Here is a 22,237-nt window from a genome sequence, read left to right on the forward strand (position 1 = left end):
TGAAAAGTGCGGGGATGAGGTGTGGGTAGCGGAGAAATTCCAATCGAACTTGGAGATAGCTGGTTCTCTCCGAAATAGCTTTAGGGCTAGCCTCATGTGTAAGAGTCTTGGAGGTAGAGCACTGTTTGGACTAGGGGCCCTCATCGGGTTACCGAATTCAGACAAACTCCGAATGCCAAAGACTTATCCATGGGAGTCAGACTGCGAGTGATAAGATCCGTAGTCGAAAGGGAAACAGCCCAGACCACCAGCTAAGGTCCCAAAGTATACGTTAAGTGGAAAAGGATGTGGAGTTGCTTAGACAACCAGGATGTTGGCTTAGAAGCAGCCACCATTTAAAGAGTGCGTAATAGCTCACTGGTCGAGTGACTCTGCGCCGAAAATGTACCGGGGCTAAACGTATCACCGAAGCTGTGGATTGACACCTCTAGGTGTCAGTGGTAGGAGAGCGTTCTAAGGACTGCGAAGCTAGACCGTAAGGACTGGTGGAGTGCTTAGAAGTGAGAATGCCGGTATGAGTAGCGAAAGATGGGTGAGAATCCCATCCACCGAATGCCTAAGGTTTCCTGAGGAAGGCTCGTCCGCTCAGGGTTAGTCGGGACCTAAGTTGAGGCCGATAGGCGTAGACGATGGACAACAGGTTGATATTCCTGTACCACCTCTTTTCCGTTTGAGCAATGGGGGGACGCAGGAGGATAGGGTAAGCGCACTGCTGGATATGTGCGTCTAAGCAGTTAGGCTGATGATGAGGCAAATCCCATCATCGTGAAGGCTGAGCTGTGATAGCGAGCGAATTATAGTAGCGAAGTTCCTGATTCCACACTGCCAAGAAAAGCCTCTAGCGAGGAAAAAGGTGCCCGTACCGCAAACCGACACAGGTAGGCGAGGAGAGAATCCTAAGGTGAGCGAGAGAACTCTCGTTAAGGAACTCGGCAAAATGACCCCGTAACTTCGGGAGAAGGGGTGCTCTGGTAGGGTGCAAGCCCGAGAGAGCCGCAGTGAATAGGCCCAGGCGACTGTTTAGCAAAAACACAGGTCTCTGCGAAGCCGTAAGGCGAAGTATAGGGGCTGACGCCTGCCCGGTGCTGGAAGGTTAAGAGGAGTGCTTAGCGCAAGCGAAGGTGCGAATCGAAGCCCCAGTAAACGGCGGCCGTAACTATAACGGTCCTAAGGTAGCGAAATTCCTTGTCGGGTAAGTTCCGACCCGCACGAAAGGCGTAACGATCTGGGCACTGTCTCAACGAGAGACTCGGTGAAATTATAGTACCTGTGAAGATGCAGGTTACCCGCGACAGGACGGAAAGACCCCGTGGAGCTTTACTGTAGCCTGATATTGAATTTTGGTACAGCTTGTACAGGATAGGTAGGAGCCTTGGAAGCCGGAGCGCCAGCTTCGGTGGAGGCATCGGTGGGATACTACCCTGGCTGTATTGAAATTCTAACCCGCGCCCCTTATCGGGGTGGGAGACAGTGTCAGGTGGGCAGTTTGACTGGGGCGGTCGCCTCCTAAAGAGTAACGGAGGCGCCCAAAGGTTCCCTCAGAATGGTTGGAAATCATTCGCAGAGTGTAAAGGCACAAGGGAGCTTGACTGCGAGACCTACAAGTCGAGCAGGGACGAAAGTCGGGCTTAGTGATCCGGTGGTTCCGCATGGAAGGGCCATCGCTCAACGGATAAAAGCTACCCCGGGGATAACAGGCTTATCTCCCCCAAGAGTCCACATCGACGGGGAGGTTTGGCACCTCGATGTCGGCTCATCGCATCCTGGGGCTGTAGTCGGTCCCAAGGGTTGGGCTGTTCGCCCATTAAAGCGGTACGCGAGCTGGGTTCAGAACGTCGTGAGACAGTTCGGTCCCTATCCGTCGTGGGCGCAGGAAATTTGAGAGGAGCTGTCCTTAGTACGAGAGGACCGGGATGGACGCACCGCTGGTGTACCAGTTGTCTTGCCAAAGGCATCGCTGGGTAGCTATGTGCGGAAGGGATAAGTGCTGAAAGCATCTAAGCATGAAGCCCCCCTCGAGATGAGATTTCCCATCACGTAAGTGAGTAAGATCCCTAGAAGATGACTAGGTAGATAGGTCAGAGATGGAAGCATGGCGACATGTGGAGTTGACTGATACTAATCGATCGAGGACTTAACCACAAAGAGTCATTTTTAAATGAACAACATTGGTCGATATTCGGCTTTCTTGACATCAATTCTTTATCTAGTTTTGAAGGAACAACCCTTCAATTGAATATTCGTCTGGTGACAATGGCGAAGAGGTCACACCCGTTCCCATGCCGAACACGGAAGTTAAGCTCTTCAGCGCCGATGGTAGTTGGGGGATCTCCCCCTGTGAGAGTAGGACGTCGCCAGGCGAATGTGAAGAAAGAGTAGCTCTTAGGAGTTGCTCTTTTTTTGTTGTGTGTGGATGTGGATATGTGGTTTGCAATTTTCTCTCCACCTCTGTGTTAGAGTTAGGAGGTGTTTGGAAAAAGACGCATAAGTGAGTGTAACTGACGCATAAAATGAAAATTAGACGCAAAAACTGTCGGAGAAGACGCATAAATTTATAAAAATGACGCAATTCCTATCCATTTAGACGCAATTAGTTAAGTCAGCACAAAGAATCAACGAAATAAAGGGCATCATTGGAACCAAGAGGTACTAAATTTCCATAGACTCTAACTATATTTCATTCATTCTCAATTAAAACCTTAAAAAAAGCAATTCTACCATTTATCACATCCCTCTTTCACACCTTGCCAAAGTAATCCCTACATTCGAAAACAAACTAAACATCTAAGGTGTCACACCATCACCCATCCCTCTCCATCACCATACTCAACCAAGCACATCGCTTTTCTTTTGAATAACCTGCTTTTATACTATAAATAAATTCTAAAGGGAGGTTTTTCAAATGACAGCAACCAATATGCTAGAACAGTACAATGAATATATTTCTAAATTTAAGCAGAATGCATCACAGGAAGTACAGGATAAAATGGGAAAAGCAATCAACGAATTGGAGCGCTCTGATGATGGTAAAGGTCTTCGTGCAGGGGAGAAAGCACCGAATTTTACCTTACCGGATGCGACAGGCAAAGGAGTCACACTGGAAGATGTGCTAAAAAAAGGTCCGGTCATTCTTACGTTTTATCGTGGCGGATGGTGTCCATATTGCAATATGGAGCTGCGTGCATACCAACAGCTAATGGAAGACATTAAATCAGCAGGTGCCGAGCTGATTGCGATCAGTCCACAAACACCTGATGCATCCCTTTCTACAAAAGAGAAGAATGAATTGGATTATTTCGTGTTAAGCGATGAAGGAAATAAAGTGGCAGATGAATACAAGCTTGTTTATAAGCTTCCTCCTTACTTAGTAGAGATATATAAAGAGAAAGGTCTGGATCTGGAGAAAGCGAATGATAGTGATTCATGGACGCTTCCTGTTTCAGCGACATATATTATTAATCAGGACGGAACGATTGCTTATGAATATACCAAAGCAGATTACAAAGATCGTGTGGAACCTTCAGAAGTGGTTGAGAAGCTGAAATCTTTATAAATTGTACTATGAAAAAGGCTAAATGGTTGCGAGAGATGGCAACCATTTAGCCTTTTTGTGTTTTAAGATAGTGAAAATAGGAAAGACACAGAATAGGAAACCTGACTTTTTCTAGAAATTGTCACTGGTTCATCCACGTTTATTTTACTTGTAATGGTTCATATTCCGATTCTTTTCTAGTAAAATAGATACTTAATTTGAGCATACTACAAGTAGTAGTGGAGAGAGGAGCATCTCGGTGTTAGACAATAGCTTTGTGATGGTAGCGATTATTTTGATTATCAATGTTGTATATGTATCCTTTTTTACGATCAGAATGATTTTGACGTTGAAAGGTTATCGATATATTGCCGCTTTTGTAAGTACATTTGAAGTAGTGATTTATGTTGTGGGTCTTGGGCTGGTACTGGACAATTTGAATGAGATTCAGAATCTGATTGCGTATGCGGTCGGTTATGGTCTCGGTGTGATTGTGGGAATGAAGATCGAGGAGAAGCTTGCTCTTGGTTATATTACAGTCAATGTGATCACGAAAGAGTATGATAAGGCCCTTCCTAATGAACTCCGTGCAAGGGGTTACGGGGTGACGAACTGGGAAGCGAATGGATTGGAAGGGAACCGGATGGCTTTGCAGATCCTGACTCCTCGAAAGTATGAGATGAAGCTGTATGATACAATTAAAGAGCTGGATCCAAAAGCATTCATCATTGCCTATGAGCCGAAAGCGATTCACGGTGGATTCTGGGTGAAGACAGTCCGAAATATACGTAAAGGAAAGTTAAAACAATGAGTAAAAAGAAATTATTATTCGAAGTGCAGGAGAATGAGACGATTGCAGACTGCTTGGACCGTATGAAGGAAATGGGTTATATGCCGGTAAGACGGATGGAAAAGCCTGTATTTGAAGAGCAGAAAGAAGGCAATAAAACGGAATATGTCCCTATTAGACAGACAATTGTCTTTGAAGGGAAGAAGGTTGAGGAGTAAACGCTTCAAATCCGAACATTAATTTTCAGACTTTTATTATCGTTCGATTATTCGTTGACAGAGCCTCTATATCAGGTTATGATGGAGACAAATAAACCGAATACCCTCATATAATAATGGGAATAAGGCCCATGAGTCTCTACCTGACTACCGTAAATGGTCGGACTATGAGGGAAAGTAGCTGTCTGGATACGAGCTCGTTTGTGGACCTTATCGGATGAAACGGGACCATTCTCTGTAAAATACCCAGATCAATTGCTTTCTCTCAATAAGTAGAGAACAATTGATCTGGGTATTTTTTGTTAAGAGGGATTAAACTAGGGGAGGTGCCTGTCACCATTATGATATCAGTGATCATGGGAAGTACATCGGACTGGGAGACAATGAAGCATGCTTGTGAGGTATTGGAAGAGTTAGAGATTCCGTTTGAGAAACGAGTTGTATCGGCTCACAGGACACCCGATTATATGTTTGAGTTTGCGGAAGGTGCAAGAGATCGCGGAGTGAAGGTCATTATTGCAGGTGCAGGCGGGGCTGCTCATCTGCCGGGAATGGTGGCTGCGAAGACCACATTGCCTGTGATCGGGGTACCGGTTCAGTCTAAGGCCTTGAATGGATTGGATTCACTGTTGTCGATCGTGCAGATGCCGGGCGGCGTTCCGGTGGCGACTGTGGCGATCGGGAAGGCAGGAGCTACCAACGCAGGACTCCTTGCCGCACAGATTCTTTCGATAGAAAATACAGAGTTGGCTGCAACTTTGGAAAATAGAAGAGATGCACTACGGGAAAAAGTGATGGAAAGCAGTGATGACCTTGAATAAAAAAACGATTTTACCAGGACAGATGATCGGGATCATCGGCGGAGGACAGCTTGGACGAATGATGGCCCTTGCTGCGAAACAAAATGGCTTTCGTGTGGCCGTTTTAGATCCGGCACCACAATCACCATGTGCCCAAGTGGCAGATCTTGTGATCACGGCCGGCTTTGACCAATATGACGCCCTTTATAGATTGGCAGAAGAGTGTGACGTGATCACATATGAATTTGAAAACATCGATTATGAAGCACTTAAATGGTTGTCGGAGCGTGCCTTTTTACCTCAAGGAGCAGAGCTCATCCGAATTACACAGGATCGCATCATGGAAAAGGAAGCCCTTACACTTGCAGGGGTGAAAGTAGCTCCTTATGCTGTGATTAAACAACAACAGGATATCTATGATAATATAGAAAAGCTTGGCTATCCAGTGGTTCTGAAAACATCAAGAGGTGGTTATGACGGGAAAGGACAGTATGTGATCCGTGAAGAGAGCGGAATAGAAGAAGCCGCTGTTTTATTGGAGAACGGTCCATGTGTGTTAGAAAAATGGATACCTTTTAAAAAAGAGTTATCTGTCATTGTGACACGAAATCCCGATGGACAACAAACCAACTTCCCGGTAGTGGAAAATATTCATGTGGATAATATCTTACACGAAACGATTGCGCCGGCAAGGGTGAGTGAAGAAGTAGCAGATAAAGCGATCGAGATGGCGAAGAGAATCAGTGAGACTCTTGATCTAGTCGGGACGCTTGCAATTGAAATGTTCCTGACGGAGGATGGAGACATCTACATCAATGAGCTGGCTCCAAGACCTCATAATTCCGGTCACTACTCAATTGAAGCATGTGACTTCTCACAATTCTCCCAACATATCAAAGCTGTTTGTAACTGGCCTCTTGTTCAACCAACCTTATTAAAGGACGCTGTGATGGTTAACCTATTAGGAGAGCATATCGAGCCTATTATGAAGGCTGTTCCAAAACATCCAGACTGGTTCATTCATCTCTACGGCAAGGATGTACCAAAGCCGAAACGTAAGATGGGGCATGTCACTCTTTTAACAAATGATATTGAAGAGACATTGACAACTATAAACGAAGCTGGAATTTGGAAGGTGCAAGAAAAGATCGGAGGACGACTGGTATGATAGAACGTTATACACGCCCTGAAATGGGTGCAATTTGGACAGAGGAAAATCGTTTTCAAGCATGGCTTGAAGTAGAAATTTTGGCTTGTGAAGCGTGGGCTGAAATCGGGGACATTCCGAAAGAGGATGTTGCGAAGATTCGTGAGAACGCGGGATTCAATGTAGATCGCATTAAGGAGATCGAAGAAGAAACGCGACACGATGTTGTAGCTTTCACCAGAGCGGTTTCTGAAACCCTCGGAGAAGAAAGAAAATGGGTTCATTACGGATTGACTTCTACAGACGTAGTGGATACGGCACTTTCTTATCAATTAAAGCAGGCTAACGAGATCATTCTAAAAGACTTAGAACGATTCGTGGAAATTCTAAAAAACAAAGCAATCGAGCACAAACATACGGTCATGATGGGGCGTACCCATGGTGTTCATGCTGAACCGACTACGTTCGGTTTAAAGCTTGCCCTTTGGTATGAAGAAATGAAGCGTAACGTAGAACGTTTCAAAGCAGCGGCAGATGGAGTGGAATTCGGTAAGATTTCCGGTGCCGTTGGAACGTATGCGAATATCGATCCATTCGTCGAGTCTTACGTATGTGAAAAGCTTGGCATTAAGCCGGCTCCGGTTTCTACACAAACATTACAACGTGACCGTCACGCTCATTACATGGGAACACTTGCATTGATTGCGACGTCCATTGAAAAGTTTTCTGTTGAGGTCCGCGGCCTGCAGAAGAGTGAAACACGTGAGGTGGAAGAGTTTTTTGCGAAAGGTCAAAAAGGATCATCAGCCATGCCTCATAAACGCAACCCGATCGGTTCTGAGAACATGACGGGAATGGCGCGCGTGATCAGAGGATACATGCTGACAGCTTATGAGAACGTGCCTCTATGGCATGAGCGTGATATCTCTCACTCATCAGCAGAGCGTGTAATCCTGCCCGATGCGACGATCGCTCTTAATTACATGCTGAACCGTTTCGGAAATATCATCAAGAACTTAACGGTATTCCCGGAGAATATGCAGCGCAATATGGATCGTACACTTGGATTGATTTACTCTCAACGAGTTCTTCTGGCCCTTATCGATAAAGGGATGACGCGTGAAGAAGCGTATGATACGGTTCAGCCGAAAGCGATGGAGGCGTGGGAGAAGCAAGTGGCCTTCCGTTCTCTCATTGAAGAGGATGCAACCATCACATCCAAGCTAACACCTTCTGATATTGATGACTGCTTCGATTATAACTATCACTTAAAGCATGTGGATACAATTTTTGAACGTTGCGGCTTGGTGGAATAAGTCCTTCTGATAATTGAATAGGGCAGGGGTTTTAGCAGAATCCCTCCCTTTTTTTATGGAAATATAGACTGAAGATTGGCAATATTACGTTAACGGGGGGATTTCGCATGGAAAAAGGGACACTTTTATATGAAGGCAAAGCGAAACAAATCTTTGCAACACAGGATGATGATGTTGTTTGGATTCAATATAAGAATTCTGCCACTGCTTTTAACGGGGAGAAAAAAGCGGACATTGACGGCAAAGGGGTTTTAAATAATAAGATTTCGAGCTTGCTATTTTCAAAGCTTGCTGAAAAAGGAATACAGAGTCACTTTATTAAACAGTTATCGGATTATGAGCAGCTGGTCAAACGTGTACGTATCATCCCGCTTGAAGTCGTGGTCCGCAATGTGATAGCGGGAAGCCTTTCAAAGCGACTCGGTAAAGAAGAGGGCACGCCACTTCAAAAGCCGATCATCGAATTTTATTATAAGGATGATGATCTCGGGGATCCACTCATCACGGATGATCACATTGATTTCCTTGAGATTGCTTCTCGGGAAGAACGTGCTGAAATAAGGGAAATGGCTCTTGGAGTAAATGAGGTCCTTCAAGGGATTTTCAAGGAAGCGGGAGTCACGCTTGTCGATTTCAAATTAGAGTTTGGGAAAGATCGCAACGGTTCAATTTTACTAGGGGATGAAATTTCGCCTGACACATGCCGATTATGGGATGCAGAGACCAACCAAAAGCTGGATAAAGATGTTTTCAGAAGAGATTTAGGCAGTTTAACAGAAGTATATTCAATTATTTTAGAACGCTTAGGAGGAAACAAGCTATGTACAAAGTAAAAGTTTATATCACATTAAGAGAAAGTGTATTGGACCCTCAAGGAAGTGCTGTTAAACATGCTTTACATTCAATGGAATTCAAGGCTGTTGAAGATGTGCGCGTCGGGAAGTATATGGAGCTTACTCTTCCATCAACTGTTGAAAACGTGGAGGCTGCGGTTGAAGAAATGTGTCATCGACTACTCGCAAACCCTGTCATCGAGGATTACAGATATGAGATTGAGGAGAGTGTGGCTCAATGAAGTTTGCAGTAATTGTATTCCCAGGTTCTAACTGTGACATCGATATGTACCATGCGATTAAAGACGAAATCGGCGAAGAAGTCGAATACGTTTGGCACGATGCTGATAATCTGGAAAACTATGATGCTATTTTATTACCAGGCGGATTCTCTTACGGGGATTACCTGCGTTCAGGTGCGATCGCCCGCTTCTCAAACGTCATGAAAGAGGTCGTGAAAGCGGCAGAGCAAGGAAAACCGGTTTTAGGTGTATGTAATGGATTTCAGATTTTACTAGAAACAGGCTTACTTCCGGGAGCTATGCGCAGAAATGATAGCTTGAAGTTCATTTGTAAAACCGTTCCGTTGACGGTCGAGAACAATGAAACGATGTTTACGAATGGCTATGAGAAGAATGAAGTAATCCAGATTCCGATAGCACACGGAGAAGGAAACTACTTCTGTGATGAGGATACAATGAGCACTCTTAAGGAAAACAACCAAATTGTGTTCACATATTTTGATGAAAATCCGAACGGCAGTGTGGAGAACATTGCGGGGATTACAAATGAGGCTGGAAATGTCCTCGGTATGATGCCTCACCCGGAACGGGCCATGGATACTTTATTAGGTAGTGAAGACGGGAAGAAACTATTTCAATCGATTGTGAAACACTGGAGGGAAAAACATGTCGTTAATGCTTGAACCAACTTCAACCCAAGTGAAAGAAGAACAACTTTATCGTGAGATGGGTTTAACAGACGAAGAATTTTCAATGGTGGAAAACATTCTGGGAAGAACACCTAACTACACAGAGACCGGCCTTTTCTCTGTTATGTGGTCAGAGCACTGCAGCTATAAAAATTCGAAGCCTGTACTGATGAAATTCCCAACGACAGGTGAACGAGTTCTTCAAGGACCTGGAGAAGGAGCTGGAATTGTTGATATTGGCGATGATCAAGCAGTGGTGTTCAAAATCGAGAGTCACAATCATCCGTCAGCCATCGAGCCTTTTCAAGGAGCGGCAACGGGTGTCGGAGGTATTATACGGGACGTATTCTCGATGGGCGCAAGACCTATCGCACTCCTCAACTCTTTACGCTTTGGAGAGTTGGATTCTCCTCGTGTTCAGTATCTATTTAAAGAAGTCGTAGCAGGTATCGCAGGATATGGTAACTGTATCGGAATCCCGACCGTCGGAGGGGAAGTTCAATTCGATGCTTCTTACGAAGGAAATCCCCTTGTAAACGCCATGTGTGTCGGGTTGATCGACCATAAGGATATTAAAAAAGGTCAGGCACACGGTGTCGGGAACACTGTGATGTACGTTGGGGCAAAAACAGGTCGTGACGGCATTCACGGAGCCACTTTCGCATCCGAGGAATTAAATGAAGGGTCAGAAGAGAAGCGTCCAGCGGTTCAAGTAGGAGATCCATTCATGGAAAAATTACTTCTTGAAGCATGTTTGGAACTGGTTCAGAATGATGCCCTTGTTGGGATACAAGATATGGGTGCGGCTGGTCTTACAAGTTCATCAGCAGAAATGGCAAGTAAAGCAGGATCCGGGATCGAAATGAATCTTGACCTTGTGCCGCAGCGTGAAAGAGGAATGACGGCATATGAAATGATGCTGTCAGAATCCCAGGAGCGTATGCTGATTGTCGTTGAAAAAGGCCGTGAGCAAGAAATCGTTGATCTTTTTTCAAAATATGACTTAGAGGCAGTTTCGATTGGAAAGGTAACAGATGATAAGCGCCTTCGCCTTCTTCATAAAGGAGAAGTAGTGGCAGATGTACCGGTCGATGCACTTGCTGAGGAGGCACCTGTTTATCACAAGCCTTCTAAAGAAGCAGCGTATTATAAAGAGTTTCAAGAAATGGAAACTCATGTTCCAAAAGTAGAGGATAATAAAGAAACTCTCAAGGCGCTCTTGCAGCAGCCGACAATTGCGAGTAAAGAATGGGTATACGATCAATATGATCATCAAGTAAGAACAAGTACGGTTGTAAGCCCGGGTTCTGATGCAGCAGTCGTACGGGTACGCGGTACTAGAAAAGCCCTTGCCATGACAACGGATTGTAATTCCCGTTACCTTTACCTGGATCCGGAGGTCGGAGGGAAGATTGCGGTAGCTGAAGCAGCACGGAATATCGTTTGTTCTGGAGCGATTCCACTGGCGATCACGGACTGCTTAAACTTCGGAAATCCGGAGAAACCGGAAATCTTCTGGCAAATCGAGAAGTCAGTTGATGGCATGAGTGAAGCATGTCGTGAGCTGTCCACTCCAGTCATCGGTGGGAATGTGTCCCTCTATAACGAATCAATGGGTACTGCCGTTTACCCAACACCGGTCGTTGGAATGGTTGGATTGATCGAGGACGTCGATCATATTACAACGCAAAGCTTCAAGGAAGCGGGAGACTATATCTTTGTCATTGGTGAAACCCATGATGAGTTTGGCGGGAGTGAGCTTCAAAAGCTTACAGAAGGAAAAATCTTCGGTAAGGCTCCAAAGATCGATTTGAAAACAGAGCTTCGTCGTCAAATGCAGTTACTTGAAGCAATCCAAAAAGGGCTTGTAGCTTCAGCTCATGATATCGCTGAAGGTGGTTTCGCCGTCGCTCTTGCAGAATCCACGTTTGGAACAAAAGGATTGGGAGCAAACGTTGAGCTTTCGGGCGAAAACAATGTGGCGGACCTATTCAGTGAAACACAATCCCGTTTCATCGTTTCAGTTAAACCTGAAAACAAAGATGAATTCGAGAAACTTGTTCCGGATGCAAAGGCAGTAGGAACCGTAGCAGATCATGGAGCAATCGACGTGTCATCAGGAAGCGGAGAAGTCATCTTACATGCATCCGTTAAGGAATTAGAGTCAGCTTGGAAAGGAGCCATCCCATGCCTGCTGAAATCAAAGGCTTAAACGAAGAATGTGGAGTGTTTGGCATTTGGGGACATCCTAATGCCGCACAAATTACGTATTATGGACTTCATAGCTTGCAACATAGAGGACAAGAAGGAACAGGGATTGTCGTTTCTGACGGTGATAAGTTACGCTGCCTAAAAGGGGAAGGCCTTGTAACGGAAGTGTTCCAGGAAGGCACGATCGAGAAGCTGGAAGGGGATTCGGCCATCGGGCACGTGCGCTATGCGACTGCTGGAGGCGGAGGCTACGAGAACGTTCAGCCTCTTCTCTTCAATTCGCAGAGCGGAAGCCTTGCTCTTGCCCATAACGGGAATCTGGTTAATGCGAACGCCTTGAAGCATCAGCTTGAAGGACAGGGGAGTATTTTTCAAACTAGCTCGGATACAGAAGTACTGGCTCATTTGATTAAACGAAGCGGTTATTTCAACTTGAAGGATCGCGTGAAAAATGCGCTGACCATGTTGAAGGGCGCCTATGCATTTGTGGTGATGACGGAAACAGAAATGATGGTGGCCCTGGACCCGCACGGGCTACGCCCACTATCACTTGGTAAGCTCGGGGATGCTTACTGTGTTGCGTCTGAAACATGTGCCTTCGATATTGTGGGAGCTGAATTTGTACGGGATATCGAGCCGGGGGAGCTTGTGATCATCAATGATGAGGGATTGACCTCAGAACGGTTCAGTTTTTCAGGTGGGAATGCGATGTGTACGATGGAGTACGTATACTTCTCAAGACCAGACAGCAATATTCAAGGGATCAATGTCCATTCCGCGAGAAAAAGAATGGGAATGGAACTTGCGAAAGAAGCACCGATTGAAGCGGATGTTGTAACGGGTGTACCTGACTCCAGCATTTCAAGTGCGATCGGCTATGCAGAAGCATCAGGAATTCCATACGAATTGGGTCTTATTAAGAACCGCTACGTAGGGCGCACGTTTATACAGCCTTCTCAATCTCTTCGTGAGCAAGGTGTGAAGATGAAGCTTTCACCAGTCAGAGGAGTGGTAGAAGGGAAACGCGTGGTAATGGTGGACGATTCGATCGTTCGCGGAACAACAAGCAGACGAATCGTCAGCATGTTGAAAGAAGCCGGAGCCAAGGAAGTTCATGTGTGCATCAGTTCGCCGCCGATCAAGAATCCTTGCTTCTACGGCATTGATACATCGACTCATGAAGAACTGATCGCGTCTTCCAATTCAGTGGAGGAAATGCGTCAGATCATCGGCGCCGACTCCCTGACCTTCTTGAGTACAGATGGTGTGTTAAAAGCCATCGACCGGAATGATTCGTCAGAAAATCGCGGTCAATGCCTGGCTTGCTTTACAGGGAAGTATCCAACCGAAATCTACCCGGATACACTTCATCCACATGAAAAAGAGTTAGTGAAATAGGGGGAATCATGATGGCAAACGCGTATCGTCAAGCAGGAGTAGATATCGAAGCGGGGTACGAATCAGTCGACCGCATTAAAAAGCATGTGAATAGAACCGCACGAGAGGGGGTTCTTGGTCAATTGGGCAGTTTTGGCGGGATGTTCGATTTATCTTCTTTGAATTTGAAAGAGCCTGTTCTTGTATCAGGTACGGATGGAGTCGGGACGAAGCTGAAGCTTGCCTTCATGGCAGACAAACATGATACGATCGGGATCGATTGTGTGGCCATGTGTGTGAATGACATTGTCGTTCAGGGAGCGGAACCACTGTATTTCTTAGATTATATAGCGACTGGAAAAGCACTTCCAGAGAAGATAGAAGGTATTGTAAAGGGTATTGCGGACGGATGTGAAATGGCTGGCTGTGCGTTGATCGGTGGCGAAACTGCCGAGATGCCTGGTATGTATTCCGATGAAGAATATGATATCGCCGGCTTTGCTGTAGGAGCTTGTGAAAAAAAAGAGATCATCACAGGCGAAAAAATTTCTGAAGGAAATGTGTTAGTCGGACTGGGTTCCAGTGGTATACACAGTAATGGGTACTCTTTAGTACGAAAAGTATTCTTCGAAGATCAGTCGTTCTCTTTGGAAGAATCATTACCGGAAATCGGGACCACACTAAAAGAAGCGTTACTTACACCTACCAAGATTTACGTGAAACCAGTGTTAGCTGCACTGAAGCAATTCTCCATCAAGGGTATGTCCCATATTACTGGCGGCGGTTTCATTGAAAATATCCCGCGGATGCTGCCGGATCATTTGCAAGCGGACATTACAGAAGGAAGCTGGGATATCCCAAGCATTTTCACGGCCCTTGAGCACTATGGGGAAATTCCCCGCAGCGAAATGTACAACATTTTTAATATGGGAATTGGATTTGTATTAGCGGTTGAGGAAAAAGAAGCAGAAGACATTCTTCAATTCTTCAACGAACAGGGAGAAGAAGCCTTTATCATCGGACGTGTGGCAACTGGAAATGGAGTGCGTTTCGTTCGTTGAAATGAAGGATGAGTAAGTCAATATCGGGGGCGAGTCATGAGACAGATTGCCATTTTTGCATCAGGAAGCGGAAGTAATTTTCAAGCGTTGGTAGATGCCGTACAAGGCGGAACACTGAAAGCGAATATTAAACTTCTTGTCTGTGACCAGCCGGGAGCGTTTGTGATTCACCGAGCTCAATCAGCAGGGATTCCGACATTCGTCTTCCGTGCAAAAGATTACGAAAACAAGCAGGCATTTGAACAGGAAATCCTAAATGAACTGGCTCATTTGGGTGTTGATTTTATTGTATTAGCAGGTTATATGAGATTGATTGGTCCAACATTACTGGAAAGCTTCGGAGGACGGATCGTGAATATCCACCCTTCTCTTCTCCCTTCCTTTCCAGGAAAAGATGCCATCGGTCAAGCGATCGATGGTGGAGTGAAGATCACTGGCGTCACCATCCACTATGTAGATGCCGGGATGGATACAGGCGAAATCATCGCGCAGGAAATCGTCCGGGTCACAACAGGCGAAACCAAACAATCACTCCAGGACAAAATCCAGCACGTCGAACACCACCTATACCCAACCATCCTGAATCACCTCTTCCTTACTACCGGCCACTAAAGCCGGGGAGAGGTGGTTGCTTTATTGTGGTAGTGTGGTAAAGTGATGAGGGACGGACCTTGTGATTAGATTTATTTTGGTGAAGCGGTAGAAGAGTGAGTGCACAGTATAGTATGGTCAGGGCGTGTTTGTTGTTTGTACATAATTTGGCACAACAAACATCGAAAGTGGCACAAGTTCAACAAAAACGAAAAAGTGCTGCAACCCACAGAATAAAACAGCCATGATACACGAAATCCCCAACCACTCACTTACTTTTACACCATTAAACCCTCAATCCCATCCTCAATTCAACAACAAAATAATAAATAATGAAATAAAATCAGCATTACATAAGGCAGAGGAGGATCAGACATTGAAAAAGAGAGCATTGATCAGTGTTTCAGATAAAAGCGGAGTCATCGAATTTGCGAAAGAGTTAAAGACACTTGGGTTTGAAATCATTTCGACGGGTGGCACAAAGAAGCTTCTCTTAGAAAATGAAGTGGACGTCATGGGAGTGGAAGAAGTAACGGGTTTTCCTGAAATTTTAGAGGGACGTGTAAAGACCCTTCACCCTAACATCCACGGTGGGCTGCTTGCAAAACGCGGGGAAGATAGCCATCGCCAGCAGCTTCAGGAACAAGGAATCGAAGGGATCGACCTGGTATGTGTGAACCTTTATCCATTTCAACAAACCATCTCTAAGCCGAATGTCGGTGTAGAAGAAGCCATTGAGAATATCGATATCGGCGGTCCAACGATGCTTAGGGCGGCTGCGAAAAATCATCAATACGTTACAGTCGTAGTCGATGCTTTGGACTATGATGAAGTCATTGCAGAGTTAAAGCTTCATGGCGAACCATCATTGGAAAAACGTCGTAAATTAGCGGCCAAGGTGTTCCGTCATACGGCAGCTTACGATGCATTTATCGCTGAGTACATGACAGACATCTCAGGGGAAGAGCACCCAGAGCGTTTTACGAGAACGTATGAGTTAAAACAAACATTACGCTACGGGGAAAACCCTCATCAGCAGGCTTCTTTCTACCGTGCACCACTTGGATCTGAATTCTCTGTAGCCATGGCGAGACAGCTTCACGGAAAAGAGCTTTCTTATAATAATATCAATGATGCGAATGCGGCTCTTCAAATCGTGAAAGAGTTTACGGAACCAGCGGCAGTCGCTGTAAAGCATATGAACCCATGTGGAGTCGGCGTTGGCTCTACTATTAAAGAAGCCTTCTCGAAAGCCTATGAAGCCGATTCTACATCTATTTTTGGTGGGATCGTGGCTCTGAATCGTGTCGTGGATGAAGAAACAGCCAAGCAGCTTCATGAAATTTTCTTAGAGATCGTCATCGCTCCAGCTTTCAGTGATGAAGCGTTTGAAATCCTTTCAGGCAAAAAGAATATCCGCTTATTGACGGTTCCATTTGAGTCCACAAACAAAATCGAACGTAAATTAACGACCGTTGAAGGTGGATTGCTTGTTCAGGCGGATGACACATTTACCCTTGAAGATGCGGATTTGAGAGTGGTAACAAAACGTCAGCCAACTGAAGCAGAGTGGGCAAGCATGAAATTAGGCTGGAAAGTTGTGAAACACGTGAAATCCAACGCAATCGTTGTAACGGATGCTCATATGACAGTGGGGGTCGGGGCAGGTCAAATGAACCGCGTAGGAGCTGCTAATATTGCCTTGGAGCAAGCAGGCGAAAAAGCAAAAGGAGCAGCGATGGCATCTGACGCATTCTTCCCAATGGACGACACCGTAGAAGCAGCAGCCAAAGCAGGCATAACAGCCATCATCCAGCCAGGAGGCTCAATCCGTGACGAAGACTCCATCAAAAAAGCCGATCAATACGGCATCACCATGGTCTTCACCGGAATCCGCCACTTCAAACATTAATTTGAGGGACGGACCTCCAATTATACAAGGAAGTTTTGTAATATTACCGTTTAAACCATGTGGGGAACGAAATGTTGGGAACTGGGTGATTAGAAAGAGTGCGGATTGAGGGACGGACCTCAACCAAACTACTGCCTACCCATTGCCAATTCATCAAACCCACCTAACCATAGATCCATTCCACATACAACCTCTCCTCAACTTCAACTCTGGTAGGAGAGGTTTTCTTAAAAAGGGGGCTTTTCAAGATGAAAGTACTTGTTATCGGTCGCGGTGGTCGTGAACATGCCATATGTAAGAAGTTAGCGGAAAGTGAAAGTGTGACAGAGGTATTCTGTGCACCCGGGAATGCAGGGATTGCAAGCGTTGCGACTAATCTCCCATACACTGAATCCGATGTGAATGAACTCATTGCTTTTGCCAAAAAAGAGCATATCTCTTATACCTTTGTAGGTCCTGAAAACCCATTATTGGAAGGGATCGTTAACAGCTTCCAAGCTGAAGGGCTGCAAATCTTTGGTCCAACCAAAGAAGCTGCCATCATAGAGGGAAGCAAATCGTTTTCAAAGGATTTAATGAAAAAATATAGCATTCCTACGGCAAAATATGAGGTGTTCACAAGTGTTGAGAAAGCAATTGAATATGTAAAAGAAGTTGGCGCCCCTATTGTTGTGAAGGCGGATGGATTGGCAGCAGGAAAGGGTGTCGTGGTTGCTGAAACAGAGGAAGAAGCGATCAGTGCATTGGAAGAAATGCTTCTAGATGAAAAGTTTGGAGATGCTTCTTCTAAAGTGGTAGTGGAAGAGTGTCTGTTTGGGGAAGAGTTTTCTTTGATGGCCTTTGTACATGGAGAATCCGTTTATCCGATGGTGATTGCACAGGATCATAAGCGTGCCTTTGATGGTGATCAGGGACCGAATACTGGCGGAATGGGTGCGTATTCCCCGGTACCTCATATTTCGGACGATGTCGTGCAAGAAGCGATTTCAACTGTTCTGTATCCGACAGCTCAAGCGATGGTACAGGAGAATCGCTCGTTTACCGGGATTCTTTATGCAGGTCTGATGCTGACAGATGAGGGTCCCAAGGTCATCGAATTTAATGCGCGATTTGGCGATCCGGAAACACAGGTGGTACTGCCGCGGTTGACTTCTGATTTCGGTCTCGTTGTAAAAAACATGATCGAAGGGAATCCGGTGCAATTAGAATGGTCGGATGATGCAGTTCTTGGAGTCGTTTTGGCTGCAGAGGGTTATCCCGGTAAATATGCAAAAGGGATTGCCCTCCCAAATCTTGATAAGTCATTAGATGAAGAAACCCTTGTATACCACGCTGGAACTGAGCTGAATGAAGAAGATTCATTAGTTTCTAATGGTGGAAGAGTGTTACTTGTAGCTACCTCTGCAGCTTCTGTGGAAGAAGCGCAGGCTAAAGTGTATAAAGAATTAGACAAGGTAGACTGTAAAGGATTGTTCTATAGAAGGGACATCGGGAAGAAAGCTATCGAACACGTCTCTTCCTAGTTCTGCGAACATAAACAAAAGCAATGGCAACAATGCCGCCAATTAGCGAAAATAACACATACGACATATCCGTTAAATACTCCCAAAACATAAATGAACAACTCCTTTATTAAAAAATAGATTAAATCAAGAGTGCCAGGTCCTATCCCATTTAAGGGACGGACCTCGGCACTCTTGCCATTAGCGGATTTCAAAGGCGGAATTCACTGCAGGAGAACATGCCTTTGAATTTGGAAAGGGAAGGAGAGGTCCGTCCCTCAGCGGAGGTCCGTCCCTTCGATATTCTCACCATTCAATGCTGCCTGGACTTCTTTGTTGGTGAGTTCTTCTGGATTGAAGTTTGATTCTTTTTTGGTATTGTCGAGCGGGTCTTGTTTGTGTTCGCTTGTTGGGTGGTGGTCTTTGTGTTCTGGTGATTTGTCTGATTTCAGCATGTCTTTAAAGTTCATCATATCCTTCGCTTTGAATCCGCCGAAACCACCGTTTCCGTCCCCGCTTTTCTCAAATAGGGCTGTAACAGGGCAGTAGCGAAGAATTCCTTCTCCTACTTTCATGGCACCAATTACGGCCATCACGAGATAAGAGTCTCTCCAAGGGCGTCTCGCAAGCTTGGATGTGCTCCAGGCAAGAATCGTGAAACCAACGGTAATGCGGATAAGGGCATTGATAATCCCAATGTTTGATGATACTTTCATTTGTAAACTCCTCCTTAATAGAAAATTCACATAATTGTTGTAAACCTTTAATGCGTTAAATAGCAAAATATGTTAACATAAAATGAAACTTAAACTAATACCATTCCACTAGAGGAGTGTTCACATTGGAACAGCGCTACAGATGGAAGAACAAACAACTACGAGAACATGTACAAGTACTGAACGGAGAAAGATCTCCGAGCCTTCTTTTGAAGAATGCAACGTACCTTCACTCGACTCTAAAGAAATGGGTGCAGGGACACATTTGGGTTTACCGTGACCGGATTGTCTATACAGGCGATCAGCTCCCGGAAAACCTTGAGAAATGCGAAATAGTGGACTGTAAATCACAGTACCTCGTTCCCGGATATATCGAACCGCATGTACATCCGTTTCAGCTTTATAATCCCCAATCTTTTTCCAAGTATGCATCCCAAACTGGTACAACGACATTCGTAAATGATAACCTGATGATGTTTTTACAATTGGAAAAAAAGAAAGCGTTTTCTTTATTGGGAGAATTCAATAAGCTGCCTGTCACCATGTATTGGTGGACTAGGTTCGATTCGCAAACGGAGATGGCGAATGAAGAGGTAACCTTTTCAAATGGTGAAGTGAAATCATGGCTGGAACATGACTCCGTGCTTCAAGGAGGGGAACTGACCGCCTGGCCGAGACTGCTCCAGGGAGATGATCTAATTCTCCACTGGATGCAGGAAGCGAAAAGAATGGGCAAGATCGTTGAAGGACATCTGCCGGGAGCATCTGACAAAACCATTGCCAAGCTTCGCTTATTGGGAATTGATGGTGATCATGAAGCCATGACGGGTGAAGATGTCTATAAGCGACTTATTCAAGGACTGACCGTCACATTACGCCACTCCTCCATCCGACCGGATTTACCGGTCCTTTTAGACGGATTAAAAGAAAAAGGCATCGATTCGTATGATTCCTTACTGTTTACAACGGACGGGTCGACACCGGGCTTTTATGAACAAGGTGTATTGGATTTCATGATAAAAATGGCGATTGATAAGGGCATACCCCCAATCGAAGCATATAATATGGCTAGCTATAACGTTGCCAATTACTATAACATCACTCATTTGCATGGGATGATTGCTACAGGCAGAGTGGCAAATATTAACTTCCTATCGACAATTGATGACCCTACTCCGATTTCCGTTCTCTCAAAGGGGACTTGGGTACGCAGAGATGGCGGGGAGATGGAAGATTCCACAGAAATAAACTGGTCATCAAACGGATTCAAGCCATTGACCCTGAACTGGGAAGTGGGATACGATGACCTTCAGTTTTCCATGCCTTTTGGAATTGAAATGGTGAACGATGTCATCACCAAGCCTTACTCCATTTCCATCAATCCTTCTACGGATGAGCTCGATCTTGATCATGATCAATCGTTCCTCATGCTTCTGGATCGAAAGGGAGAATGGAGAATCAGCACCATGATCAAAGGATTCTCAACGGGTGTCATGGGCTTTGCTTCCTCCTATTCGAATACAGGGGACATCATCTTAATTGGTAAAAACAAGTCAGATATGATTGCTGCCTTTAAAAGAATGAAAGAAATCGGTGGCGGAATTGTTTTAACGGAGAAGGGTGAAGTCCTTCATGATATACCACTTCCATTAAGCGGCCTGCTCTCTCATAAAGAGATGCCGGACCTTATCGAGGAAGAAAAAACACTAAAAGGGTTGTTAAAAGAAAGGGGCTATCGCTTTTCGGATCCCATTTATACATTGCTATTCCTTCAGTCTACTCATCTGCCTTATATACGGATGACACAAAAGGGAATCTATGATGTAATGAAGAAAACGGTACTCTTTCCAACGATAATGCGTTAAAATAGTAAAGTATAGGGAAAAGGATTTCTATATAATAGGGGTGTCTAAAAACATGCTGAAAAGAGCTTTGATCATTGCTTTAAGCTCGTTTACACTTGTCGCATGTAGTTCAGATAAAGAGATAAAGAAAGAATCTGATAAAGAATCTGCAACTCCGGTTGTAAAAGAGGAGACAGGCGTAGAAACGGAAGAGAAAAGCCAATCACCGTTAACTGGTGAGGTACAAGAGATAGAATCCACGGCGCGAGCGGTTGCGGTCATGGTGAATAATCACCCGAAGGCCCGTCCCCAATCAGGCCTTTCAAAAGCAGACATTGTGTATGAAGTCCTGGCAGAAGGTGATGTGACTCGGTTCCTCGCTATATTTCAAAGCCAAAAGCCTAAAGAAATCGGACCTGTACGAAGTGCCAGAGATTACTATGTAGAGCTTGCCAAAGGATATGATAGTCTATATGTAGCTCATGGTTATAGTCCTGAAGCACAAGAAATGCTGACTAGCGGTTTCATTGACAATTTAAACGGCATGAAATATGATGGAACGCTGTTCAAGCGCGCAAGCTTCCGTAAAGCTCCTCATAATTCCTATATCTCCTATGAGCATATCAAGGAGGGGGCGGAGCAGAACGGCTTTGACATGAAACGTCCGCCGGAAGCATTGAACTTTAGTGATAAAGGGCCTGTTAACGGGGAAGCATCCCAATCGGTCATGATTTCGTATAATGATAATCCGCTGTTTAACGTAGTGTATGATTTCAACGAAGAAGAGGGTAAATACGAGCGTTACTCAAATGGTGAACAGACCATCGATTACGATTCCAAAGACCCTGTTTTAGTAGAAAATCTCTTTATAGTGGAAGCGTCTCATAAAATAGTTGATGATACAGGCAGACGAAACATTGATTTTGAATCCGGCGGGAATGCGTACTTGATTCAAGAAGGAAAACTCCGGGAAGTTCAGTGGAAGAACGTAGAAGGCAGAATCCTTCCTTTTGAAAATAATAAACCTGTCAGTTTGCGAAAAGGATGTACGTGGATCAATATCATTCCAAGTTCTGAAGGATTGGCGGGGTCGGTATCGTATCAAGAATAGATTGAAAAAGGAGTCTTTTTAATGCAAATAAATAAACTAAGAGGCAAGGAGCTGGATCAGTTATTCAATGCTGTTCTATCTCTACAAGATCTTGAAGAGTGTTATCGTTTCTTCGATGATCTTTGCACAATCAATGAAATTCAATCTCTTGCTCAGCGCCTTGAAGTAGCTCGTATGCTGCAGGATGGGAAAACCTATCATAAGATTGAAACTGAAACAGGTGCAAGCACTGCAACCATTTCCCGTGTGAAGCGTTGCCTAAACTACGGAAATGATGCGTATCAGCTAGTATTGGACCGTGTACATCAGGAAGAAAAATAATAGAAGGGACCGCTGTCGTCATGA

Annotated in this window: 20 protein-coding genes, 2 rRNA genes and 1 riboswitch (1 of these 23 cut by a window edge); of the genes, 20 read left to right on the forward strand and 2 right to left on the reverse strand. The window is 44.9% G+C overall.

The window, feature by feature from the left end; genetic code table 11:
* From ACCB35_RS01605 to purD, 17 genes are all read left to right on the forward strand, one after another.
* Positions 1-2,142, forward strand: a 23S ribosomal RNA gene (locus ACCB35_RS01605); it begins 793 nt to the left of the window's first position.
* A gap of 101 nt (positions 2,143-2,243) precedes the next feature.
* Positions 2,244-2,360 (forward strand): 5S ribosomal RNA (gene rrf, locus ACCB35_RS01610).
* Positions 2,361-2,902: 542 nt separating this feature from the next.
* Positions 2,903-3,553 (forward strand): peroxiredoxin-like family protein, encoded by a 651-nt coding sequence (locus tag ACCB35_RS01615; protein WP_374055477.1) that lies wholly within the window; start codon positions 2,903-2,905, stop codon positions 3,551-3,553.
* A gap of 238 nt (positions 3,554-3,791) precedes the next feature.
* A complete protein-coding gene (locus ACCB35_RS01620) occupies positions 3,792-4,343 on the forward strand; it encodes a DUF2179 domain-containing protein (RefSeq protein ID WP_044339018.1) in 552 nt (183 codons plus the stop codon).
* Positions 4,340-4,540 (forward strand): NETI motif-containing protein, encoded by a 201-nt coding sequence (locus tag ACCB35_RS01625; RefSeq protein ID WP_374055478.1) that lies wholly within the window; start codon positions 4,340-4,342, stop codon positions 4,538-4,540. The genes ACCB35_RS01620 and ACCB35_RS01625 overlap by 4 nt, the downstream gene beginning before the upstream one ends.
* An 86-nt stretch (positions 4,541-4,626) precedes the next feature.
* Positions 4,627-4,728, forward strand: a riboswitch (purine riboswitch).
* 153 nt (positions 4,729-4,881) lie between these two features.
* Positions 4,882-5,361 (forward strand): 5-(carboxyamino)imidazole ribonucleotide mutase, encoded by a 480-nt coding sequence (gene purE, locus ACCB35_RS01630; RefSeq protein ID WP_374055479.1) that lies wholly within the window; start codon positions 4,882-4,884, stop codon positions 5,359-5,361.
* Complete coding sequence (purK, locus tag ACCB35_RS01635; protein WP_374055480.1) at positions 5,348-6,508, forward strand: 5-(carboxyamino)imidazole ribonucleotide synthase; 1,161 nt, start codon at positions 5,348-5,350, stop codon at positions 6,506-6,508. Before purE ends, purK begins: the two co-directional genes overlap by 14 nt.
* On the forward strand, positions 6,505-7,803 hold the full coding sequence (gene purB, locus ACCB35_RS01640; RefSeq protein ID WP_258263399.1) for an adenylosuccinate lyase: 1,299 nt from the start codon (positions 6,505-6,507) through the stop codon (positions 7,801-7,803). Before purK ends, purB begins: the two co-directional genes overlap by 4 nt.
* Positions 7,804-7,910: 107 nt before the next feature.
* Positions 7,911-8,636: a phosphoribosylaminoimidazolesuccinocarboxamide synthase gene (purC, locus tag ACCB35_RS01645; RefSeq protein WP_374055481.1), complete on the forward strand. Its 726-nt coding sequence runs from the start codon at positions 7,911-7,913 to the stop codon at positions 8,634-8,636.
* A complete protein-coding gene (gene purS, locus ACCB35_RS01650; RefSeq protein WP_044339023.1) occupies positions 8,624-8,878 on the forward strand; it encodes a phosphoribosylformylglycinamidine synthase subunit PurS in 255 nt (84 codons plus the stop codon). Before purC ends, purS begins: the two co-directional genes overlap by 13 nt.
* Positions 8,875-9,561, forward strand: a complete 687-nt coding sequence (purQ, locus tag ACCB35_RS01655; protein WP_374055482.1) for a phosphoribosylformylglycinamidine synthase subunit PurQ — start codon at positions 8,875-8,877, stop codon at positions 9,559-9,561. The genes purS and purQ overlap by 4 nt, the downstream gene beginning before the upstream one ends.
* Complete coding sequence (purL, locus tag ACCB35_RS01660) at positions 9,545-11,779, forward strand: phosphoribosylformylglycinamidine synthase subunit PurL (protein ID WP_374055483.1); 2,235 nt, start codon at positions 9,545-9,547, stop codon at positions 11,777-11,779. Before purQ ends, purL begins: the two co-directional genes overlap by 17 nt.
* A complete protein-coding gene (purF, locus tag ACCB35_RS01665; protein WP_044339026.1) occupies positions 11,755-13,176 on the forward strand; it encodes an amidophosphoribosyltransferase in 1,422 nt (473 codons plus the stop codon). Before purL ends, purF begins: the two co-directional genes overlap by 25 nt.
* Before the next feature lie 11 nt (positions 13,177-13,187).
* Positions 13,188-14,216, forward strand: a complete 1,029-nt coding sequence (gene purM / locus ACCB35_RS01670; RefSeq protein ID WP_374056924.1) for a phosphoribosylformylglycinamidine cyclo-ligase — start codon at positions 13,188-13,190, stop codon at positions 14,214-14,216.
* A 36-nt stretch (positions 14,217-14,252) separates the two neighbouring features.
* The gene (gene purN, locus ACCB35_RS01675) at positions 14,253-14,828 is read left to right on the forward strand and encodes a phosphoribosylglycinamide formyltransferase (protein WP_044339028.1); all 576 of its coding nucleotides are present in this window, start codon (positions 14,253-14,255) and stop codon (positions 14,826-14,828) included.
* Between the two features lie 355 nt (positions 14,829-15,183).
* Positions 15,184-16,719 (forward strand): bifunctional phosphoribosylaminoimidazolecarboxamide formyltransferase/IMP cyclohydrolase, encoded by a 1,536-nt coding sequence (gene purH / locus ACCB35_RS01680; RefSeq protein ID WP_374055484.1) that lies wholly within the window; start codon positions 15,184-15,186, stop codon positions 16,717-16,719.
* Positions 16,720-16,967: 248 nt separating this feature from the next.
* Complete coding sequence (gene purD, locus ACCB35_RS01685) at positions 16,968-18,242, forward strand: phosphoribosylamine--glycine ligase (protein ID WP_374055485.1); 1,275 nt, start codon at positions 16,968-16,970, stop codon at positions 18,240-18,242.
* Here the strand turns inward: purD and ACCB35_RS01690 are convergent.
* Complete coding sequence (locus ACCB35_RS01690) at positions 18,220-18,333, reverse strand: EYxxD motif small membrane protein (RefSeq protein WP_367379312.1); 114 nt, start codon at positions 18,331-18,333, stop codon at positions 18,220-18,222. The two genes, purD and ACCB35_RS01690, sit on opposite strands and share 23 nt — an antisense overlap.
* Positions 18,334-18,499: 166 nt before the next feature.
* Entirely contained in the window at positions 18,500-18,937 is a 438-nt protein-coding gene (locus tag ACCB35_RS01695; RefSeq protein WP_374055486.1) for a DUF2892 domain-containing protein, read from the reverse strand.
* Positions 18,938-19,062: 125 nt separating this feature from the next.
* Here ACCB35_RS01695 and ACCB35_RS01700 point away from each other — a divergent pair, with 125 nt between their 5' ends.
* From ACCB35_RS01700 to ACCB35_RS01710, 3 genes are read left to right on the forward strand one after another with little or no spacing between them, the layout of a single operon-like run.
* Positions 19,063-20,802, forward strand: a complete 1,740-nt coding sequence (locus tag ACCB35_RS01700; RefSeq protein WP_374055487.1) for an adenine deaminase C-terminal domain-containing protein — start codon at positions 19,063-19,065, stop codon at positions 20,800-20,802.
* Between the two features lie 52 nt (positions 20,803-20,854).
* A complete protein-coding gene (locus ACCB35_RS01705; RefSeq protein ID WP_374055488.1) occupies positions 20,855-21,892 on the forward strand; it encodes a DUF3048 domain-containing protein in 1,038 nt (345 codons plus the stop codon).
* Positions 21,893-21,913: 21 nt separating this feature from the next.
* Positions 21,914-22,213, forward strand: a complete 300-nt coding sequence (locus ACCB35_RS01710) for a YerC/YecD family TrpR-related protein (RefSeq protein WP_034760840.1) — start codon at positions 21,914-21,916, stop codon at positions 22,211-22,213.
* The last annotated feature ends 24 nt before the right edge of the window (positions 22,214-22,237 follow it).

This window comes from Rossellomorea sp. FM04394 (genome assembly GCF_041889765.1).
Taxonomy (GTDB): domain Bacteria; phylum Bacillota; class Bacilli; order Bacillales; family Bacillaceae_B; genus Rossellomorea; species Rossellomorea aquimaris_B.